The organism is Pseudomonas sp. Wu6, assembly GCF_019891515.1.
GTDB lineage: Bacteria > Pseudomonadota > Gammaproteobacteria > Pseudomonadales > Pseudomonadaceae > Aquipseudomonas > Aquipseudomonas orientalis_A.
In genome coordinates, this window is record NZ_JAFLXH010000002.1 from 114,892 (window position 1) to 131,558 (window position 16,667).

At 61.4% G+C, this 16,667-nt stretch carries 18 protein-coding genes; 9 read left to right on the plus strand and 9 right to left on the minus strand.

All coding sequences use genetic code 11. The annotated features are described in order from the left end of the window. Positions 1 to 47 precede the first annotated feature (47 nt). Positions 48 to 815, plus strand: coding sequence for a DODA-type extradiol aromatic ring-opening family dioxygenase (locus tag J1G34_RS01735; RefSeq protein WP_222993143.1), 768 nt, complete (start codon positions 48 to 50; stop codon positions 813 to 815). A gap of 107 nt (positions 816 to 922) precedes the next feature. Here the strand turns inward: J1G34_RS01735 and J1G34_RS01740 are convergent, their stop codons facing one another. Then, entirely contained in the window at positions 923 to 2,596 is a 1,674-nt protein-coding gene (locus tag J1G34_RS01740; RefSeq protein WP_065885148.1) for a DEAD/DEAH box helicase, read from the minus strand. Positions 2,597 to 3,018: 422 nt separating this feature from the next. Between J1G34_RS01740 and J1G34_RS01745 the strand changes: the two genes are divergently transcribed. Next, positions 3,019 to 3,810 (plus strand): crotonase/enoyl-CoA hydratase family protein, encoded by a 792-nt coding sequence (locus J1G34_RS01745; RefSeq protein WP_065885147.1) that lies wholly within the window; start codon positions 3,019 to 3,021, stop codon positions 3,808 to 3,810. A gap of 545 nt (positions 3,811 to 4,355) precedes the next feature. On the opposite strand, the gene J1G34_RS01750 is transcribed toward J1G34_RS01745, so the two are convergent. Continuing rightward, positions 4,356 to 5,111 (minus strand): spermidine synthase, encoded by a 756-nt coding sequence (locus J1G34_RS01750; RefSeq protein WP_065894705.1) that lies wholly within the window; start codon positions 5,109 to 5,111, stop codon positions 4,356 to 4,358. A 125-nt stretch (positions 5,112 to 5,236) separates the two neighbouring features. On the opposite strand from J1G34_RS01750, the gene J1G34_RS01755 reads away from it, so the two are divergent. Beyond that, positions 5,237 to 6,583: a class II 3-deoxy-7-phosphoheptulonate synthase gene (locus J1G34_RS01755; protein WP_065885145.1), complete on the plus strand. Its 1,347-nt coding sequence runs from the start codon at positions 5,237 to 5,239 to the stop codon at positions 6,581 to 6,583. Between the two features lie 95 nt (positions 6,584 to 6,678). Here J1G34_RS01755 and J1G34_RS01760 read toward each other — a convergent pair whose 3' ends face one another. After that, positions 6,679 to 7,908, minus strand: a complete 1,230-nt coding sequence (locus J1G34_RS01760) for a winged helix-turn-helix domain-containing protein (RefSeq protein ID WP_222993145.1) — start codon at positions 7,906 to 7,908, stop codon at positions 6,679 to 6,681. Positions 7,909 to 7,952: 44 nt separating this feature from the next. After that, a complete protein-coding gene (locus J1G34_RS01765) occupies positions 7,953 to 8,159 on the minus strand; it encodes a DUF1127 domain-containing protein (RefSeq protein WP_262411665.1) in 207 nt (68 codons plus the stop codon). A 70-nt stretch (positions 8,160 to 8,229) separates the two neighbouring features. Here J1G34_RS01765 and J1G34_RS01770 point away from each other — a divergent pair, with 70 nt between their 5' ends. Beyond that, positions 8,230 to 9,111 carry a LysR family transcriptional regulator gene (locus J1G34_RS01770; protein ID WP_122736898.1) on the plus strand — a complete coding sequence of 294 codons (882 nt, stop codon included), beginning with the start codon at positions 8,230 to 8,232 and terminating at the stop codon, positions 9,109 to 9,111. Here J1G34_RS01770 and J1G34_RS01775 read toward each other — a convergent pair. Next, positions 9,101 to 9,850 carry a sulfite exporter TauE/SafE family protein gene (locus J1G34_RS01775; RefSeq protein ID WP_222993147.1) on the minus strand — a complete coding sequence of 250 codons (750 nt, stop codon included), beginning with the start codon at positions 9,848 to 9,850 and terminating at the stop codon, positions 9,101 to 9,103. The two genes, J1G34_RS01770 and J1G34_RS01775, sit on opposite strands and share 11 nt — an antisense overlap. Positions 9,851 to 9,959: 109 nt before the next feature. On the opposite strand from J1G34_RS01775, the gene J1G34_RS01780 reads away from it, so the two are divergent. From J1G34_RS01780 to J1G34_RS01790, 3 genes are all read left to right on the plus strand, one after another. Further along, on the plus strand, positions 9,960 to 10,910 hold the full coding sequence (locus J1G34_RS01780; protein WP_065936916.1) for a LysR family transcriptional regulator: 951 nt from the start codon (positions 9,960 to 9,962) through the stop codon (positions 10,908 to 10,910). Between the two features lie 78 nt (positions 10,911 to 10,988). After that, on the plus strand, positions 10,989 to 11,441 hold the full coding sequence (locus J1G34_RS01785) for a MarR family winged helix-turn-helix transcriptional regulator (RefSeq protein ID WP_130139097.1): 453 nt from the start codon (positions 10,989 to 10,991) through the stop codon (positions 11,439 to 11,441). Between the two features lie 285 nt (positions 11,442 to 11,726). Continuing rightward, positions 11,727 to 12,146 (plus strand): organic hydroperoxide resistance protein, encoded by a 420-nt coding sequence (locus tag J1G34_RS01790; protein WP_222993148.1) that lies wholly within the window; start codon positions 11,727 to 11,729, stop codon positions 12,144 to 12,146. A gap of 162 nt (positions 12,147 to 12,308) precedes the next feature. Here J1G34_RS01790 and J1G34_RS01795 read toward each other — a convergent pair whose 3' ends face one another. Further along, a complete protein-coding gene (locus J1G34_RS01795; protein ID WP_003172723.1) occupies positions 12,309 to 12,881 on the minus strand; it encodes an elongation factor P in 573 nt (190 codons plus the stop codon). Positions 12,882 to 12,930: 49 nt separating this feature from the next. Beyond that, on the minus strand, positions 12,931 to 14,064 hold the full coding sequence (gene earP / locus J1G34_RS01800; RefSeq protein ID WP_065898061.1) for an elongation factor P maturation arginine rhamnosyltransferase EarP: 1,134 nt from the start codon (positions 14,062 to 14,064) through the stop codon (positions 12,931 to 12,933). 131 nt (positions 14,065 to 14,195) lie between these two features. On the opposite strand from earP, the gene J1G34_RS01805 reads away from it, so the two are divergent. Together J1G34_RS01805 and J1G34_RS01810 are read left to right on the plus strand one after the other, a co-directional pair. Further along, positions 14,196 to 14,564 carry a hypothetical protein gene (locus tag J1G34_RS01805; protein WP_128875643.1) on the plus strand — a complete coding sequence of 123 codons (369 nt, stop codon included), beginning with the start codon at positions 14,196 to 14,198 and terminating at the stop codon, positions 14,562 to 14,564. 12 nt (positions 14,565 to 14,576) lie between these two features. Further along, on the plus strand, positions 14,577 to 15,059 hold the full coding sequence (locus J1G34_RS01810; protein WP_222993150.1) for a GreA/GreB family elongation factor: 483 nt from the start codon (positions 14,577 to 14,579) through the stop codon (positions 15,057 to 15,059). Between the two features lie 6 nt (positions 15,060 to 15,065). Here the strand turns inward: J1G34_RS01810 and cysB are convergent, their stop codons facing one another. Both cysB and J1G34_RS01820 read right to left on the minus strand, forming a co-directional pair. Beyond that, positions 15,066 to 16,040, minus strand: a complete 975-nt coding sequence (gene cysB, locus J1G34_RS01815) for an HTH-type transcriptional regulator CysB (RefSeq protein ID WP_057008395.1) — start codon at positions 16,038 to 16,040, stop codon at positions 15,066 to 15,068. A gap of 97 nt (positions 16,041 to 16,137) precedes the next feature. After that, positions 16,138 to 16,644: a universal stress protein gene (locus tag J1G34_RS01820; RefSeq protein WP_065934405.1), complete on the minus strand. Its 507-nt coding sequence runs from the start codon at positions 16,642 to 16,644 to the stop codon at positions 16,138 to 16,140. Positions 16,645 to 16,667 lie beyond the last annotated feature (23 nt).

Genomic DNA, 16,667 nt, shown 5'->3' on the forward strand with positions numbered 1-16,667 from the left:
ATGATCTGACTGAAGATGGGCCTATGTTAACGCTCAGGACTCCTATTATGCTCCCCAGCCTGTTTATCTCGCACGGCTCCCCCATGCTCGCCCTGCAACCCGGCGCGAGCGGCCCGGCGTTGCAACGCCTGGCGGCCGAGCTGCCGCGCCCGAAGGCGATTGTGGTGGTATCGGCGCATTGGGAAAGCCAGGAGTTGCTGGTCAGTGGCGCCAGCGCACCCGAGACCTGGCATGACTTCGGGGGGTTCCCCCGCGAGCTGTTTGCCGTGCAGTATCCCGCGCCGGGCGACCCACGGCTGGCCGCTGAAATCGTCGAATTGCTGCATGCCGATGGCCTGGGTGCGCACATCGATGAGCACCGCCCCTTCGACCATGGCACCTGGGTGCCCCTGTCCCTGATGTACCCGGCGGCGGATATCCCGGTGGTGCAAGTGTCGCTGCCCAGCCGCATGGGCCCGGCCCAGCAGAGCCGGGTCGGGCGGGCGCTCGCCGGCCTGCGCGAGCAAGGTGTGCTACTGATCGGTTCCGGCAGCATCACCCATAACCTGGGCGAGCTGGATTGGCGCGCAGGGCCTGAAACCATCACGCCATGGGCGCTGGAGTTTCGCGACTGGGTCGTCGACAAGCTGGCGGCCAATGACGACGCAGCCTTGCATGACTATCGCCGCCAGGCGCCACACGCCGTGCGCAGCCATCCCAGCGATGAGCACTTGCTGCCGCTGTACTTCGCGCGGGGGGTGGGCGGAGATTTCAGCGTGGCGCACCAGGGCTTCACACTGGGCGCGCTTGGAATGGATATCTATCGTTTTGGCTGACGCAGCCCCTCTCACCACAATCGAGTGCCGGCCATAAATCCCAGGCAAAAAAAATCCCCGAACCAGTCGGGGATTTTTTATGTGCGATCAATCAGCCTGACGGCGGATCAATCTTCGCGGTAGCGACGCAGCTTCAACTGCTTACCGGCAACGCGAGTGTCTTTCAACTTGGCCAGCAGTTTTTCCAGGCCGTCTTCCGGCAGCTCCACCAGGGAGAAGCTGTCACGCACCTGGATGCGACCGATGGCTTCACGTGCCAGGCCACCCTCGTTGAGGATAGCGCCCAGCAGGTTCTTGGCCGCGATACCGTCACGCGCGCCCAGCGCGGTACGGCAACGGGCACGGCCTTCGGCCAATGGGACCGGAGCGCGACGCTCACGATCACCACGGTCTGGACGGTCGCCGGTACGCTCTGGACGATCACCGCGTGGCGCGTTGTTCGGTACCAGTGGGCGTTCTTTCTCAATGGCCGCCAGGGTCAGGGCCTGACCGTTGGTGGCTTTGCGCAGCAACGCTGCAGCCAGGGCACGGGGGGTGCAACCGATATCGGCGGTCAGGCGGTCCAGCAGGTCGCCGTGGGTCGATTCAGCGTCAGCCACCAGTGGCGCCAGGCTGTTGGTCAGTTTCTTGATGCGCGCATCGAGAACGGCCTGGGCATCCGGCAGACGGACTTCGGCAACTTTCTGGCCGGTTACACGCTCGATCACTTGCAGCATGCGGCGCTCACGTGGAGTGACCAGCAGCAGCGCACGACCTTCGCGACCGGCACGGCCGGTACGGCCGATACGGTGAACGTAGGATTCCGGATCGTAAGGCATGTCAACGTTGAACACGTGGGTGATACGTGGAACGTCGAGGCCACGGGCAGCAACGTCGGTTGCCACAACGATGTCCAGGCGGCCATCCTTGAGGGAGTCGATCACGCGCTCACGCTGGTTCTGGGCAATGTCACCGTTCAGCGCAGCGGCCTTGTAGCCTTTGGCTTCCAGGGCACTGGCCAGGTCCAGGGTCGCTTGCTTGGTGCGCACGAACATGATCAGGGCGTCGAAGTCTTCGACTTCCAGCAGGCTCAATACAGCCGAGGTCTTCTGGTCAGCGTGAACCAACAGGTGAGCCTGTTCGATCGCGGTGACAGTCTGGGTCTTGGTCTGGATCTTCACGTGTTGCGGATCGCGCAGGTGGCGTTCGGCAATGGCACGGATCGACTGCGGCAGGGTGGCCGAGAACAGCACGGTCTGACGGGTCGGTGGCAGTGCCTTGAAGATGACTTCCAGGTCATCCATGAAGCCCAGCTTCAACATTTCGTCGGCTTCGTCCAGAACCAGATGGTTCACGGTCGACAGCACTTTCTCGTCACGACGCAGGTGGTCGCACAGACGGCCCGGGGTGGCGACAACGATCTGTGCGCCGTTACGGATGGCTTTCAGTTGTGGGCCCATAGGCGCGCCGCCGTAAACGGCCACAACGGTTACACCTGGCATTTGCTTGGCGTAGGTTTCGAAAGCGGTTGCTACTTGCAGCGCCAACTCACGGGTTGGCGCCAGGATCAGGGCTTGCGGCTCGCGCTTGGCAGGATCGATGCAATGCAGAATAGGCAGGGCGAACGCGGCGGTTTTACCGGTACCGGTTTGCGCCTGGCCAATCATGTCCTGGCCGGCCATGATGATCGGGATCGATTGCTGCTGAATAGCCGAAGGTTCTTCGTAGCCAGTCGCGATGACTGCGGCGAGAATGTTCGGGTTAAGATTAAAAGCGGCGAAGCCGCCGGTTTCCTGGGTCATGGGTCTGCCTCTAAGTGCATCCGCAAAGACCCATGCTCCAAAGCTGCGCATGCCGTGTTGAGACTCAAGAGTCGCCCTGGCTGCTTTGTCGGCGGGGATTTGCGAAAACGAATGAATGAAAAAGATTCGTCAAGGAAGAGTCCGCTGTGCGGACGTGCAGCCGAAGCTGACTTCGGGGAATTGCGCTACCTAAACGCGGCCCGGTTAAAGGCCGGCGCGCACTATACCGGAAATAGCTGAAAAAGGGAGCTTTTTTTATCGAAAAGCACTGAGAAACCGTGCTGCGACACAGCCTTTGCAGATAACTGCGCCAGGGTCTATTTTTCACAAGCCCGGCCCTGTTGGTCATCACGCTTAAACGGTTCACCTGTCCAGACCGTCCCTTTGGTCTGAAACCTTACCCGCGCCCGAGGGCACACCCGATGAATCAAGCCAGCACCAGCCGCGTCAGCCGTGAACTTCAGGGCCATGTCCTGCTGTTGGGACTGGACCGGGTGGCCAAGCGCAATGCTTTCGACCTGGATCTGCTCAACGAACTGAGCATGGCCTATGGCGAATTTGATCGAAACGATGACGCGCGGGTTGCCGTGGTATTTGCCCATGGCGACCACTTCACCGCCGGGCTCGACCTGGCCAACGTCAGCGGGGTAATGGCCGGAGGCTGGCAACCGCCTCTGGGTGGCTGCGATCCCTGGGGCGTGTTCGCCGGCCCCAGGGTCAATAAGCCGGTGATCGTCGCCGTCCACGGCTACTGCCTGACCATCGGCATCGAACTGATGCTGGCGGCGGATATCAACCTTTGCGCCAGCAACACTCGCTTCGCGCAGATGGAAGTGCAGCGTGGGATCTTTCCGTTCGGCGGCGCGACATTACGCTTTCATCAGATCGCCGGCTGGGGCAATGCAATGCGCTGGTTGCTGACCGGCGATGAATTTGACGCCCATGAAGCCCTGCGCCTGGGCCTGGTGCAGGAAGTGATGGCCAGCGAAGACCTGCTGCCGCGCGCCATCGAGTTGGCCAATCGCATCGCACGCCAGGCGCCGCTTGGGGTGCAGGCAACGCTGATGTCGGCGCGACTGGCACACAGGGAAGGTGAGACCGTAGCGGCGGCCGCGTTGCCGCCGATGGTGGATAAATTGCTCAACAGCGAGGATGCCAAGGAAGGCGTGCGGGCGATGATCGAAAAGCGCCCGGGCGTGTTCAAGGGTATTTGACTTGGCCATACCGCCTAATGGGCCATAGGCATCTACACAACGCTGCAGCGCCCAACCCTAACCACGATGCGCAGCGAGTCGCCGGTAACCACGATGCGAAGCGAGTCGCTCTTGATCTTGATCTGCTTTTGATCTTGATCTCAGGCGCCCCGTTAAACCACGCTGGCCGAACGCAGGCTTGAATCCGTGGGCAACCCGGCAGGACGCCGGGTTAGCCGCCCCGCGCCATGGATGGCGCGTGGCGGCGGCCCACGGATTCAAGCCTGCGTTCGGGCACACCGAGCCTAAGCGAGGTGCCGAGTGGTGGGGCAAGAGCCCTTTGGTTACTTTGGGGCTTTTCCAAAGTGACCCGCCGTCAGGGCGGAACCCTAAGTGGCCGTTACCGCAGAAACGGATATGTACTCAACCCAATCCAACACCCTGGCCAGCCCGGAGGCCGCCATCGGGGGCAAGCCCCCTCCCACACTTGAATGTATTCACAAATCAAAATGTGGCAGGGCCAGTGCGACGATTCGACTTGCCCCCGATGAGGCCGGTACAGACGACTAAGTCGCCGGCCGAATCGCCTTGATCAACGCCTGCAACGAATACCCCAGACGCGGCGCCAAGGCTTCTGCACGGACCACCAGCGCCTCCAGATCCAACTCCTGATCCAGCTCCGAAGGCACCAGCAGAATCACATTGCCCTCCTTCACCGGCAGTTCCCAGTAATGCCGGTGATACAACCCGCGCAACAACGCTGCGCCCAGCGGCTTGCCGTCATCGGTGGCCCACTGGTTGATCACCAGCCAGCCGCCCGGGTTGAGCTTCTTCTGGCAGTTCTCGAGGAACGTCCAGGCCAGGTGGCCGACGCCCGGCCCCACATCGGTGTACAAGTCGACGAAGATCAGATCGGCCGGTTCAGCGCTGTCGAGCAATTGCAGGGCATCGCCGATGCGGATATACAGGCGTGGATCATCGTCCAGCCCCAAATACTCCATCGCCAGGCGCGGTACGTCGGGGCGCAGCTCGATGGCTTCAACATCGTCAAGCGTCAGGAACCTGAGGCATGCCTGGGTCAACGTGCCGGCGCCCAGGCCGAGGAACAGCGCACTCTCCGGCTGCTCATGGCACAACGCTCCGATCAACATGGCGCGGGTATAGTCATACTCCAGCCAGCTCGGGTCGGCGGTAAACACGCAACTTTGCTCGATGGCGTCGCCAAATTCGAGAAAACGGTAATCGGCCACTTCCAGCACACGGATCATGCCGAAATCATCATGGACTTCGGCCAGCAGGCGCTCCACACGCTCCTCGCTCATCACTACTCCTAACGGGTTGGCTGCAGGGCAAAGTGCGCGATTGTCAGCCAAGCGACGTCGGCAGGTCACGCACTAATTGCTGCTAACATTGGCGTCCGAACTTCAACCTACCCAACGAGTGCATGATGAGCCAACCCTGGAGCCCCGACAGCTGGCGTGCCCTGCCGATTCAGCAGCAACCCCGCTACCCGGATGCTGCGCACCTGCAGCGAGTGGAGCAGAGCCTGGCCAGTTACCCGCCGCTGGTGTTTGCCGGGGAAGCCCGCGAATTGCGTCGTCAGTTTGCCGAAGTGACCCAGGGTCGCGCCTTCCTGCTGCAAGGCGGTGACTGCGCCGAGAGCTTTGCCGAGTTCTCCGCCGCGAAAATCCGTGACACCTTCAAGGTGCTGCTGCAGATGGCGATTGTCATGACCTTCGCCGCCGGCTGCCCGGTGGTCAAAGTCGGGCGCATGGCAGGCCAGTTCGCCAAACCGCGCTCGTCCAACGATGAAACCATCGACGGCGTCACCCTGCCCGCCTACCGCGGCGATATCGTCAATGGCATCGGCTTCGACGAAAAAAGCCGCGTACCGGACCCGGACCGCCTGCTGCAGAGCTACCACCAGTCCACCGCGACCCTCAACCTGCTGCGCGCCTTTGCCCAAGGCGGCTTCGCCGACCTGCACCAGGTGCACAAGTGGAATCTGGACTTTATCGCCAACTCCGCGCTGGCCGAGAAGTACAGCCAACTGGCCGACCGCATCGACGAAACCCTGGCCTTCATGCGCGCCTGCGGCATGGACGACTCGCCGCAGCTGCGCGAGACCAGCTTCTTCACCGCTCACGAAGCGTTGCTGCTCAACTATGAAGAAGCCTTCGTACGTCGCGACAGCCTGACCAACGACTACTACGACTGCTCGGCCCATATGCTCTGGATTGGCGACCGTACCCGGCAGTTGGATGGCGCCCATGTCGAATTCCTGCGCGGGGTGAACAACCCGATCGGGGTCAAGGTCGGCCCGAGCATGAACCCCGACGACCTGATCCGTCTTATCGATATTCTCAACCCGGACAACGACCCTGGCCGCTTGAACCTGATCGCACGCATGGGCGCCAATAAGGTGGGCGACCACCTGCCCGGGCTGATTCGCGCCGTACAGCGCGAAGGCAAGCAAGTGCTGTGGAGCAGCGACCCGATGCATGGCAACACCATCAAGGCCAGCAGCGGTTACAAGACCCGCGACTTTGCGCAGATCCTTGGCGAAGTGAAGGAGTTCTTCCAGGTCCACCAGGCTGAAGGCAGCTATGCCGGCGGCATTCATATCGAGATGACCGGGCAGAACGTCACCGAATGCATCGGCGGCGCACGGCCGATCACCGAAGACGGTTTGTCGGACCGCTATCACACCCACTGCGACCCGCGGATGAACGCCGATCAGTCCCTGGAACTGGCGTTCCTGATTGCCGAAACCCTGAAACAGGTCAAGCGCTAGATGGGTGTCGACTGGACTGACGCCAATCGGGGGCAAGCCCCCTCCCACATGTGGAGCGTATTCCCCTGTGGGAGGGGCTTGCCCCCGATGGCGCCCTAAAGCCCAGCATCCATCTTGAGCATTGCCAAGCGTAACCGCGCAGCACTCGGCCGCTGGCAATTGAGCTTGACCTGTTGCAGCCCCAGCCAATCGGCCATCTGCCGCAGGTTCAGCGCCAACGCCAGCATGCCCGGCTCGTCCAGGCCCTGCTCCTCCTCGTGCACCGCATGCACCGCCAGGCAGCCGTTGGCCCGCTCGGCGCGCACATCAACGCGCGCAGCGATCCGCTCGTTGTGCAAAAACGGCAGCACGTAGTAGCCGTACACCCGCTTGTGTTGGGGGGTGTAGATTTCCAGGCGGTACCTGAAATCGAACAGCCGCTCGGTACGGGCACGCTCCCAGATCAACGAATCAAAGGGCGACAACAATGCGCTGGCCGGCACGCTGCGGGGCACTTTCGGCGCGGGCAGGCAGTACGCCGGTTGCTTCCAGCCCTGCACCCGACAGCTCAGCAACTGCCCCTCCTCGACCAACTCGGCCAGGCGCTGGCGGCTGTCGACGGGGTCGAGGCGGAAGTAATCGCGCAGGTCTTTTTCAGTGGCCACGCCCAATGCGCCGGCGCTGTGCACCAACAAGCCGCGCAGGGCCTCGGCTTCGCTCACGACGGTTTGAAGGATTTCGCCGGGGATCACTCGCTCCGGCAAATCGTACAGGCGCTCAAACCCGCGCCGCCCGGCCACGGTGACCAGACCGGCCGCGAACAGCCATTCCAGCGCATGTTTCTCGTCACTCCAATCCCACCAGGGCCCGGCGCGCTCTTCACGGGTCGACAGGCTGCCCGCACCTAAGGCGCCCTGCTGTTCGACAGCCTGCAGAACGCGCTGGACCGTGTCCTGCCGCTCCCGCCCGAACCGCGCCATTTGCGCGTAAATCCCCTGGCCCTGCCTGGCCCGCTCCATGCGCCAGCGCATCAAGGGGTACATCGCCATGGGCAGCAGCGAGGCTTCATGCCCCCAGTATTCGAACAGCGAGCGCCGTCGCCCCTGGCTCCAGGCGGCCTGTTCCAGAATCAAGGGGGAATAATTGCCCAGTCGAGAAAACAGCGGCAGGTAATGGGAACGCACCACCGCATTGACCGAGTCGATCTGCAGCACGCCAAGGCGTTCGATCAGGCGGTTGAGGTGTGCGGCTTTTATCTGCGCCGGCGGCTGGCGCCCGGAAAAGCCCTGGGCCGCCAGCGCCATGCGGCGTGCCTGCTTGAGGGAAAAGGAGAGGACGGCGGGCATGGATGGCTCCTTGAATGCTCGCGCCTACCCTACTGCATCCGGAGTCACTTGCGCAGCGGGTCATCCCAGAAATGCCGGTGGATCTCCTGCTCCACGTCGATACGGTTGAGCCCGATATCCTTAAGCGCATCATCACTCATGCCCGCCAGCATCCGGCGTTCGCGATGCAACGCCGGCCAACGCGAAATGCTGCGAAGAAGCCCTGACAACGGCGACCTTGCCATCGACCCATGATCTTTTTGACCTTTCATCTTCTCGCCCTCCAGTGGGGATGACGCGAGTGTGTGCCTGGGCCTATGATCAATCCAACGAATGTTTCTTATGCAATACATCTCGGAGATTGATCAATTGTCGACTTACCCGAGCATCGACACGGAAGTGCTGCGCACCTTCGTCGCCATCGCCGATCAGGGCGGTTTTACCCGCGCAGGGGAACTGGTCAACCGCACCCAATCGGCGGTGAGCATGCAAATGAAACGTCTGGAAGAAGACGTGCTGCAGCGCAAGCTGTTCGAACGCGACGGCCGTCAGGTGCGGCTGACGCCTGAGGGCCAGGTATTGCTGGGCTATGCGCGGCGCATCCTGAAACTGCACAGCGAAGTGTTCAACACTCTGCGCGAGCCGCATATGGTGGGGTTGGTGCGCATCGGCACGCCGGACGATTACGTGATGCGCTTCCTGCCGGGCATTCTCAAGCAGTTTTCCAAGGCCTATCCGCTGATCCAGATCGAGCTGCACTGCGAGTCGTCAACGGTGCTGATGCAGAGACGGGACCTGGCCTTGACCGTCATCAGCCGCGAGCCCGGCAACGATCTCGGTGAGTTTCTGCGCACTGAGCGCATGGTGTGGGCCGCCGCGCCGTGTTTTTGCGTGGACGAGCACGAGTCCCTGCCGCTGGCGGTTTCCGGCGGCGACTGCCTCTACACGCAGTGGGCCCAGGCCGCGCTGGATATGGCTGGACGGGATTATCGCCTGGCCTATCACAGCTCCAATGGCGCGGCGATCCTGGCGGTGGTCAGTGCCGGCCTGGCGGCGATGATCAGCATGGAAAGCCTGGTGTCCCAGGACCTGCGCGTGCTCGGCAGCGACGAAGGCTTCCCGCCCTTGCCGTCGATGAACCTGCGCTTGCTGCGCAACCCGCAAATGACGTCGCCCATTACCGAATGCCTGGCCGAATACATTCTCGAAGGGTTCAGACTTTAAACGTCAGCATCACCGCGCACACCGCCAGAAAACCGCAGAACAGGCCACGTAACACCCGCTCGGGCAGTGCATGAGCGACTTTCACGCCCCAACTGATACTGAGCAGGCCGCCCACCGCCAACGGCACGCCGATCAGCCAGTCCACTTCGTGATGCCAGGCGTAAGTGACCAGGGTCACGCCGGTGCTGGGCAGCGCCAGCGCCAGGGACAAGCCCTGGGCGACCACCTGGCTGGTGCCGAAAACGCTGGTAAGCACCGGCGTGGCCACCACCGCGCCACCGACACCGAACAATCCGCCCATGGCGCCTGACGCTGCGCCGAGTACGCCCAGCCACGGCCAGGAATAGCGCATTTGCGCCGTCGGCGGTGCGTTACGGGTGAACATGCGCAACAGGTTGTAGGCTGCCAGTACCACCAAAAAGACGATAAACCCGATCCGCATCGCGCCGGCATCCAGGCCTACCGCCCAGATCGAACCCAGCCAGGCGAAGCTGAAGCCCATCACACCCAGCGGCAAGGCGTGGCGCTGCTCGATGCGGTTGCGCTGGTGATACCGCCAAAGGGCCAGCATCACATTGGGCACCACCATCACCAGCGCGGTGCCTTGGGCGATCTGCTGATCGAGCCCGAACAGCACACCCAGCACCGGGATGGCGATCAGTCCGCCGCCAATACCAAACAAGCCGCCTACTGTGCCCAGTGCCGCGCCCAATACCAGGTACATCGCCAGATCCACCACCGCTCGCTACTCCACAAATCCTGAGTGTCGCATGCTACGCAGTCGGCTATGGCGCGCAAAGGCACAGCAACGCACAATGGCTGTGCCAAACTCGCACAAGCATGGACCCATGAATCCCAATACGTTGACCGACCAGCTGAGCCTGTTTCTCGATGTGCTGGAAAGCGGCAGCTTTTCCGCCGCTGCGCGCCGCTATCCGTTAACCCCCTCGGCAGTGGCGCGGCGTATCGACAGTTTGGAGAACGCTGTCGGCAGCCGCCTGTTCCAGCGCAGCACCCATGCCGTGGTCCCTACCCCGGCCGGACTGGCCTTTGCCGAGCGGGCGCGACGGATTGTCGGCGAGTTGCAGCTTGCGCGCGCCGAAGCCGTGTCCCTGAGCCATGCGCCCGAAGGCCTGATCCGCGTGGACGCACCGGCGGCGTTCGGGCGACGGCACTTGGCGCCCGTGATCGCGGATTTCCTGCAGGTGTACCCGGGGCTTGATGTACAGCTGCATTTGATCGACAGTTTTGTCGATATGCAGGGCGCGCACCTGGGCAAGGTCGACCTGGTGCTGCGCGCCGGGCATATTGCCGACACGCGTCTGATCGCCACGCCGCTCGCCAGTATCGTGCGCATTGCCTGCGCCAGCCCGGCTTACCTGAAAAGCCGAGGCACGCCAACGCACCCGCGGGAACTGAGCGAGCACGACGGCCTGGACTGGGACGGGTTGGCGCCGATGTTCGCCTGGCGCTTCGAACTGGACGGGCGCCGTGCCATCTATCGCCCTCGTCGTATCCGCATGAGTGCCAACAATGCCGAGGCCCTGCTCTCCGGCGCCCTGGCAGGGCTGGGCATTGCGCACCTGCCTACGTGGCTGGCCAGCGAATACCTGGTGCGCGGTGAACTCTTGCCACTGTTTTGTGAAAGCGGCTTGCCGACCCCGGAAACCGCCGGTATCTATGCGCTACGCCTGGAACAGCAACCCAATGCACGCAGCCGGTTGCTGCTGGAATACCTGAAGTCCCGTTTCAGCCCGGTGCCGCCCTGGGATCTGGCATTGCAAAGCGGCCTGGTCTGACCGTGCGCGCAGAATTACCTGGCGCATTAAAGATTTGCCCGCTAGATTCCCGTCATACCGGCTTTTCGAGGCACCGCCATGAGCAAAAATCCAACCCCCTGTGAATCCTTGATGCTGGATAACCAGCTGTGTTTCGCATTGCATTCCACCTCACTGCTGATGACCAAGGCATACAAACCTCTCCTTCAGGCCCTCGGCCTGACCTATCCGCAGTACCTGGCCATGATGGTGTTGTGGGAAGAAGACGGTTTGACCGTGGGTGAAATCAGCAGCCGCCTGCTCACCGATCCCGGCTCCCTGACGCCTTTGCTCAAGCGCCTGGAAGCCGAAAGCCTGTTGAGCCGCACCCGCAGCCGCGAAGATGAGCGCGTGGTGGTGGTGGAGTTGACCGCTGCCGGACGGGCGCTGCAGGACCAGGCCATGGGGATCCCCCAGTGCATCCTGGGCGCCAGCGGAATGGAACTGCAGCAGTTACGCAAACTGCAGGCGGATTTGATTGCTTTGCGCAGCAACCTGCAAAACACACTCTAAAGAAGCACCAAATCCTGTAGGAGCGAGCTTGCTCGCGAAAAACGTCAACGATAACGCGTACTTCCTGAATGAATGCGGTGTCTGTGAGTTTTTCGCGAGCAAGCTCGCTCCTACAAAAAAAGCCTTACTGACTGGCATTAGGGTGTGCCCCCTCCCACATTGTTTTCCCGTCGCCTGAAAAATATTTGTGAATTTATCTTGCGCACTAAACATTAGCGCTATACATTCGCCTCACCAACTACTTAGCGCGCAAACATTTAGCGCTAAAAATCAGAGGACGACACCATGCAAACGCTCTATACCGCAGTAGCCACCGCCACCGGCGGCCGTGATGGTCGCGCTGTCTCCAGCGACAACATCCTCGACGTCAAACTCTCCACGCCCAAGGAATTGGGCGGTGCCGGCGGTCAGGCCACCAATCCTGAGCAACTGTTCGCCGCCGGCTACTCGGCCTGCTTCATCGGCGCACTGAAATTCGTCGCCGGCCAGACCAAACGCAAAATCCCGGATGACGCTTCGATCAGCGCCCACGTTGGCATCGGCCAGATCCCCGGCGGTTTCGGCCTGGACATCGACCTGCACATCAGCCTGCCAGGCCTGGCCGAGGATGATGCGCAAACGCTGGTCGACGCCGCTCACCAGGTCTGCCCGTACTCCAATGCCACTCGCGGCAACGTTGATGTGCGTCTGCACGTAACCGTTTAACCACTGTCGCCCTGATCGGGACCATTACACCACCGATGCCAGCCAGCGCGCCGAGCGCTACGCCCGCAAACTGGACCCGGCTGGTATGCCGGTGTAAACCCTGCACGCATAAAAAAGCCCGACACATGGTCGGGCTTTTTCGTTCGTATCGCGGCGCAGGAATTACTTCTTGGCGCGACCTTTGTACGAACCACCTTCACGGGTGTCGATCTCGATCAGGTCGTCGATTTCGATGAAATCGGCCACTTGCAGTTCGGTACCGTTGCTCAGCTTGGCAGGCTTCATCACCTTGCCGGAAGTGTCACCGCGAGCGGAACCTTCGGTGTAGGCAACTTTACGCACGATAGTGGTCGGCAGCTCTACGGAAACCAGGCGCTCTTCGAAGAAAATAGCTTCGCAGACGTCTTCCATGCCTTCTTCGATGAACGGCAGAACGGCTTCGATATCTTCAGCGTTCAGCTCGTACATGGTGTAGTCGGTGGTGTCCATGAACGTGTAGGTGTCGCCGCTGATGAAGGACAGGGTCGCTTCCTTGCGGTCGAGGATCACGTCGTCCAGTTTGTCATCGGCGCTGTAGACGATCTCGGTCTTGTAACCGGTCAGCAGGTTCTTCAGCTTGGTCTTCATGATGGCGCTGTTACGACCGGACTTGGTGAACTCAGCTTTCTGAACCAGCCAAGGGTCGTTTTCGAGACGGATCACTGTACCGGGTTTCAGTTCTTTACCAGTTTTCATTGCATATATCCGAAATTTGGATGGGATTTACAAAAATCAAGGTGGCGTATCATATCCAACTTTCATAAAACTGTACCAGCGCCGTCGCAAGATCGGCCTGCAAGGCCTGTTCCAGACACCAGTTCTGCGCGTGTCCGTTGAGTTCCGGCCAGTGCTCCTGCAGCGTTTTCCACGGCTGGGCCATATCGCCCTCGGTGTTCCAGGCTTGCCACAGTGCAACCAGCGCCGCCTTGGCCGCCGGCGACAAGGCGGCGGTGTACAGCTCGAGAAAGGCATCGAGCTTGTCCAGATGGATGTCTTCGTCCTGACGATAGATGTGCCACAGCAACGGGCGCCCGGCCCACTGGGCGCGCACGAACGAATCCTCGCCACGCACGGCATTCAGCTCACAGCACCACAACAATTGGTCGTACTGCGCCTGGCGCACGAACGGCAGCACCTGCACGGTCAACGCCCCGCGCTGATGAATCGCCCCCGCCGTCAGCCCCTCCTCGCCCAGCCAGCGTTGCACATCGCCCAGGATGCGTCCTTCCGGCACCAACAGATGAGTGGCACGCCCGTCTGTCGACAACACGTCCAGCCAACTGCCCAGCCCGGCGTTTTCGTAGGCGAACAGCGAGATCAGCCGCGCATCGGCTACCGGAAACACGCCCAGGGTCTGCAGGAATTGGCGCTGCGCATGGGTGTCCTGCTGAAAAGCCTGACGCTGCTGCAGCAACCCTGCTTCACGCAACAGCCCGCCAGTGCCTGGGCGAAAGCCAGGAAAAAAGAAGTACTTCTGCACCCCCTTGAACTTCACCGACGGCAGGCGGTGACAGCCCACCACCCAGTCCTCGGCACTCAGGTAATCCAGGTTCATCCACAACGGCGTGCGCGCGCGCGCGGCCATGGCTTCCATGTAGTCAGCCGGCAGTTGGCACGCGAACGCTGCAACCACCACATCGGCCGCCGGGGTCGGCGCCCATTCGCTCGGCCAGTGGCGCACGTCGACGCCCTCTTGCCACTGCTGCTCCAGGCTGACATCGATCTGCGGGCACATGCGCTCAAAGGCGCGCAGGTCATCGACCCACAGGCGCACAGCGCACGCGTGCTCGGCGACCAATTGCCGGGCCAGTCGCCAGGTCACGCCGATGTCGCCGTAGTTGTCGACAACGCTGCAAAAAATATCCCAGCGGGCTTTCATTCCGGGCTCCAGTGCTCAAAGGCTCGATTGTCCGCATAAATGCGCCGATGCAAAAGCTTGATCACGATTATTCTGCACAGTGGCTGTGCGACAATCGCCAACTTGCCGTCAATGCTCGCCAGGAGGCCACCATGTCCGACCGTCCGATGTCGCTGTTCAAACTGTGCATCGCCATTGCCGCAGGCGTGTGGCTGGGGTTTATCGCCATCGCGCTGACCACCTGGCTGGCCTCGCGCTACCTGTTCCCGCAGAGCCTGGCGCCGGTGGCCCAGGCCGTTCAACAGTTGGGCAAACCGCCTGCGGCTGAACCGGAGCCGACCAACCGCATGTTTGAGCAGTACCAGCAGAACCTGCAAAAGCAGGAGCAACAACAAACCCTGGAGCAGGCGCGAAACAATGCGCGCAATTTGTCCAACCCCAAATGCCAGTTCTGGCTGCAACAGGACCAGAACGCCCCGAACGAAAAAAGCCGGGCAAATGTCCTGCAATTCTGCGAATGATCAAGCACAGCCATGAATAAACACGCCGTCCTTCAATTGATTCTGGAAAAGCTGACAGTCGACCTCGATGTCCTCCAACGCGCCGCGCAGACCGCTTACGAGACGGCGACCCACGAAGAAAACATCGCCGAGAACAAATACGACACCCTAGGCCTTGAGGCCTCGTACCTGGCGACCGGACAAGCCAGGCGAGTCGAGGAAATCAGGCAATCGCTGGTGCTGTGCCAGAATCTGCAGCTGCGTGCCTACGATGATCAGCGCGGGATAGAACTCGGCACCCTGGTCGGTCTGGAAGACGAGGACGGTCGCCAGCAGTGGCTGTTCCTGGCGCCGGATGCGGCGGGGTTGAAGGTGGAGGTAGTCGGGCAACCCGTTACCGTCATCACCCCGCGCGCTCCGTTGGGCAAGAGCCTGCTGGGCAAGTGCATCGATGACGAGGTGGAGATTCTGGTGGCGGGCGCCCGGCAACACTTCACCGTGACCGAGGCCCGCTGAGCCACTTTAGTGAACCGGAAGTTCAACGCCGTCGAACAACGCTTCCAGTTCCTGCTTGTTGTGGCACTGGATCGCCTTGGCCATCACTTCGCGGGTCAGGTGCGGCGCGAATTTCTCGATGAAATCGCACATGAAACCGCGCAGGAACGTGCCACGCCGGAAACCGATCTTGGTCACGCTGGATTCGAACAGCTCGCTGGCATCGAGCACCACCAGGTCTTTATCGAGCTGGGTGTCGACAGCCATCTTGGCGACGATGCCCACGCCCAGGCCCAGGCGCACGTAAGTCTTGATCACATCGGCGTCGGCTGCGGTAAACACCACCTTCGGGGTAAGACCGCGGTGGCTGAAGGCTTCGTCGAGCTTGGAACGCCCGGTGAACCCGAAGACGTAGGTCACGATCGGGTATTCGGCCAAGGCTTCCAGGGTCAGCTTCGGCAACTTGGCCAAGGGGTGCCCCTGCGGCACCACCACGCAACGGTTCCAGCGGTAGCACGGCATCATGACCAGGTCACCGAACAGTTCCAGGGCTTCGGTGGCGATAGCGAAATCGACGGTGCCGTCAGCGGCCATTTCGGCGATCTGCATCGGCGAGCCCTGGTGCATGTGCAACGCCACGTCGGGGTATTGCTTGATGAAATCGCGGATCACCGGCGGCAAGGCGTAGCGTGCCTGGGTGTGGGTGGTGGCGATCGACAGGGTGCCCTTCTTCTCGTTGGAGAATTCCTGGGCGATCTGCTTGATGCTCTCGACCTTGCGCAGGATCTCGCCGGCCGTGGTGATGATGCGCTCGCCCGCCGGCGTGACGCGGGTCAAGTGCTTGCCGCTGCGCGCGAATACTTCGACGCCCAGCTCGTCTTCGAGCAGGCGGATCTGCTTGCTGATACCGGGTTGCGACGTGTAGAGGCTTTGAGCGGTAGCGGAAACGTTGAGGTCGTGGTGCGCCACTTCCCAGATGTAGCGCAGTTGTTGAAGCTTCATATGAATCCCTCAAAGCAGATAGACGCCACGGGTATCAGCGACGGTATATAACTATATTAAAGGTAAGATATATAAATCTAGAACTTTTTATCGTTTTTTACCGATCAATATCATCATTGCGCCGACGTTGCAGCGACGGCACCAGGTAAACCGGCACACTCGCCACCTGCACCAGGCGCGCAGCGGTACGCCCAAGCGGTGTGGCCGCTGCGCTGGCATGGCTATGACTGCCGACGATCAACAGGTCGACGCAAAGCTTATGCAGTTGGTCGAGAATCACTTCGCAGGGGTCCCCCTGGATCACCCGCACCGAACGAATCAACTTCAGGTCCTGCTCCCCATCCCCCAGCTCCTCGCGAAAGCTGTCGAGCACCCGTTGCTCGATCGTCGCCATGACCGTGGTCAGCCCCTGGCGCTGCCATTCGCTGAGGGCCTTTTCATCAAGGTAGCTCTGCAACACCGATTCAGCGAACAGCCCGATGGGCTCCACCACATGAATCACATATAAATCGGCCTTGAACGTTCGCGCCAACGCCAGGGCATGTTGCATGACATACGGTGCATACAGGCCAAGATCCGTGGCGTACAGCATCGAACGAATCATAGAACCCCCTGGGTTGCCAGGCT

Coding starts and splice junctions, on each gene's coding strand:
- J1G34_RS01750 (WP_065894705.1), bottom strand. CDS start 5,111: ATGAGCGAGGAGCGTGTGGAGCGCCTGCTGGCCGAAGTCCATGATGAT.
- J1G34_RS01785 (WP_130139097.1), top strand. CDS start 10,989: ATGAGCAAAAATCCAACCCCCTGTGAATCCTTGATGCTGGATAACCAG.
- J1G34_RS01760 (WP_222993145.1), bottom strand. CDS start 7,908: ATGCCCGCCGTCCTCTCCTTTTCCCTCAAGCAGGCACGCCGCATGGCG.
- J1G34_RS01820 (WP_065934405.1), bottom strand. CDS start 16,644: ATGATTCGTTCGATGCTGTACGCCACGGATCTTGGCCTGTATGCACCG.
- J1G34_RS01810 (WP_222993150.1), top strand. CDS start 14,577: ATGAATAAACACGCCGTCCTTCAATTGATTCTGGAAAAGCTGACAGTC.
- J1G34_RS01745 (WP_065885147.1), top strand. CDS start 3,019: ATGAATCAAGCCAGCACCAGCCGCGTCAGCCGTGAACTTCAGGGCCAT.
- J1G34_RS01780 (WP_065936916.1), top strand. CDS start 9,960: ATGAATCCCAATACGTTGACCGACCAGCTGAGCCTGTTTCTCGATGTG.
- J1G34_RS01735 (WP_222993143.1), top strand. CDS start 48: ATGCTCCCCAGCCTGTTTATCTCGCACGGCTCCCCCATGCTCGCCCTG.
- earP (WP_065898061.1), bottom strand. CDS start 14,064: ATGAAAGCCCGCTGGGATATTTTTTGCAGCGTTGTCGACAACTACGGC.
- J1G34_RS01805 (WP_128875643.1), top strand. CDS start 14,196: ATGTCCGACCGTCCGATGTCGCTGTTCAAACTGTGCATCGCCATTGCC.
- J1G34_RS01770 (WP_122736898.1), top strand. CDS start 8,230: ATGCAATACATCTCGGAGATTGATCAATTGTCGACTTACCCGAGCATC.
- J1G34_RS01740 (WP_065885148.1), bottom strand. CDS start 2,596: ATGACCCAGGAAACCGGCGGCTTCGCCGCTTTTAATCTTAACCCGAAC.
- J1G34_RS01795 (WP_003172723.1), bottom strand. CDS start 12,881: ATGAAAACTGGTAAAGAACTGAAACCCGGTACAGTGATCCGTCTCGAA.
- J1G34_RS01765 (WP_262411665.1), bottom strand. CDS start 8,159: ATGAAAGGTCAAAAAGATCATGGGTCGATGGCAAGGTCGCCGTTGTCA.
- cysB (WP_057008395.1), bottom strand. CDS start 16,040: ATGAAGCTTCAACAACTGCGCTACATCTGGGAAGTGGCGCACCACGAC.
- J1G34_RS01755 (WP_065885145.1), top strand. CDS start 5,237: ATGAGCCAACCCTGGAGCCCCGACAGCTGGCGTGCCCTGCCGATTCAG.
- J1G34_RS01790 (WP_222993148.1), top strand. CDS start 11,727: ATGCAAACGCTCTATACCGCAGTAGCCACCGCCACCGGCGGCCGTGAT.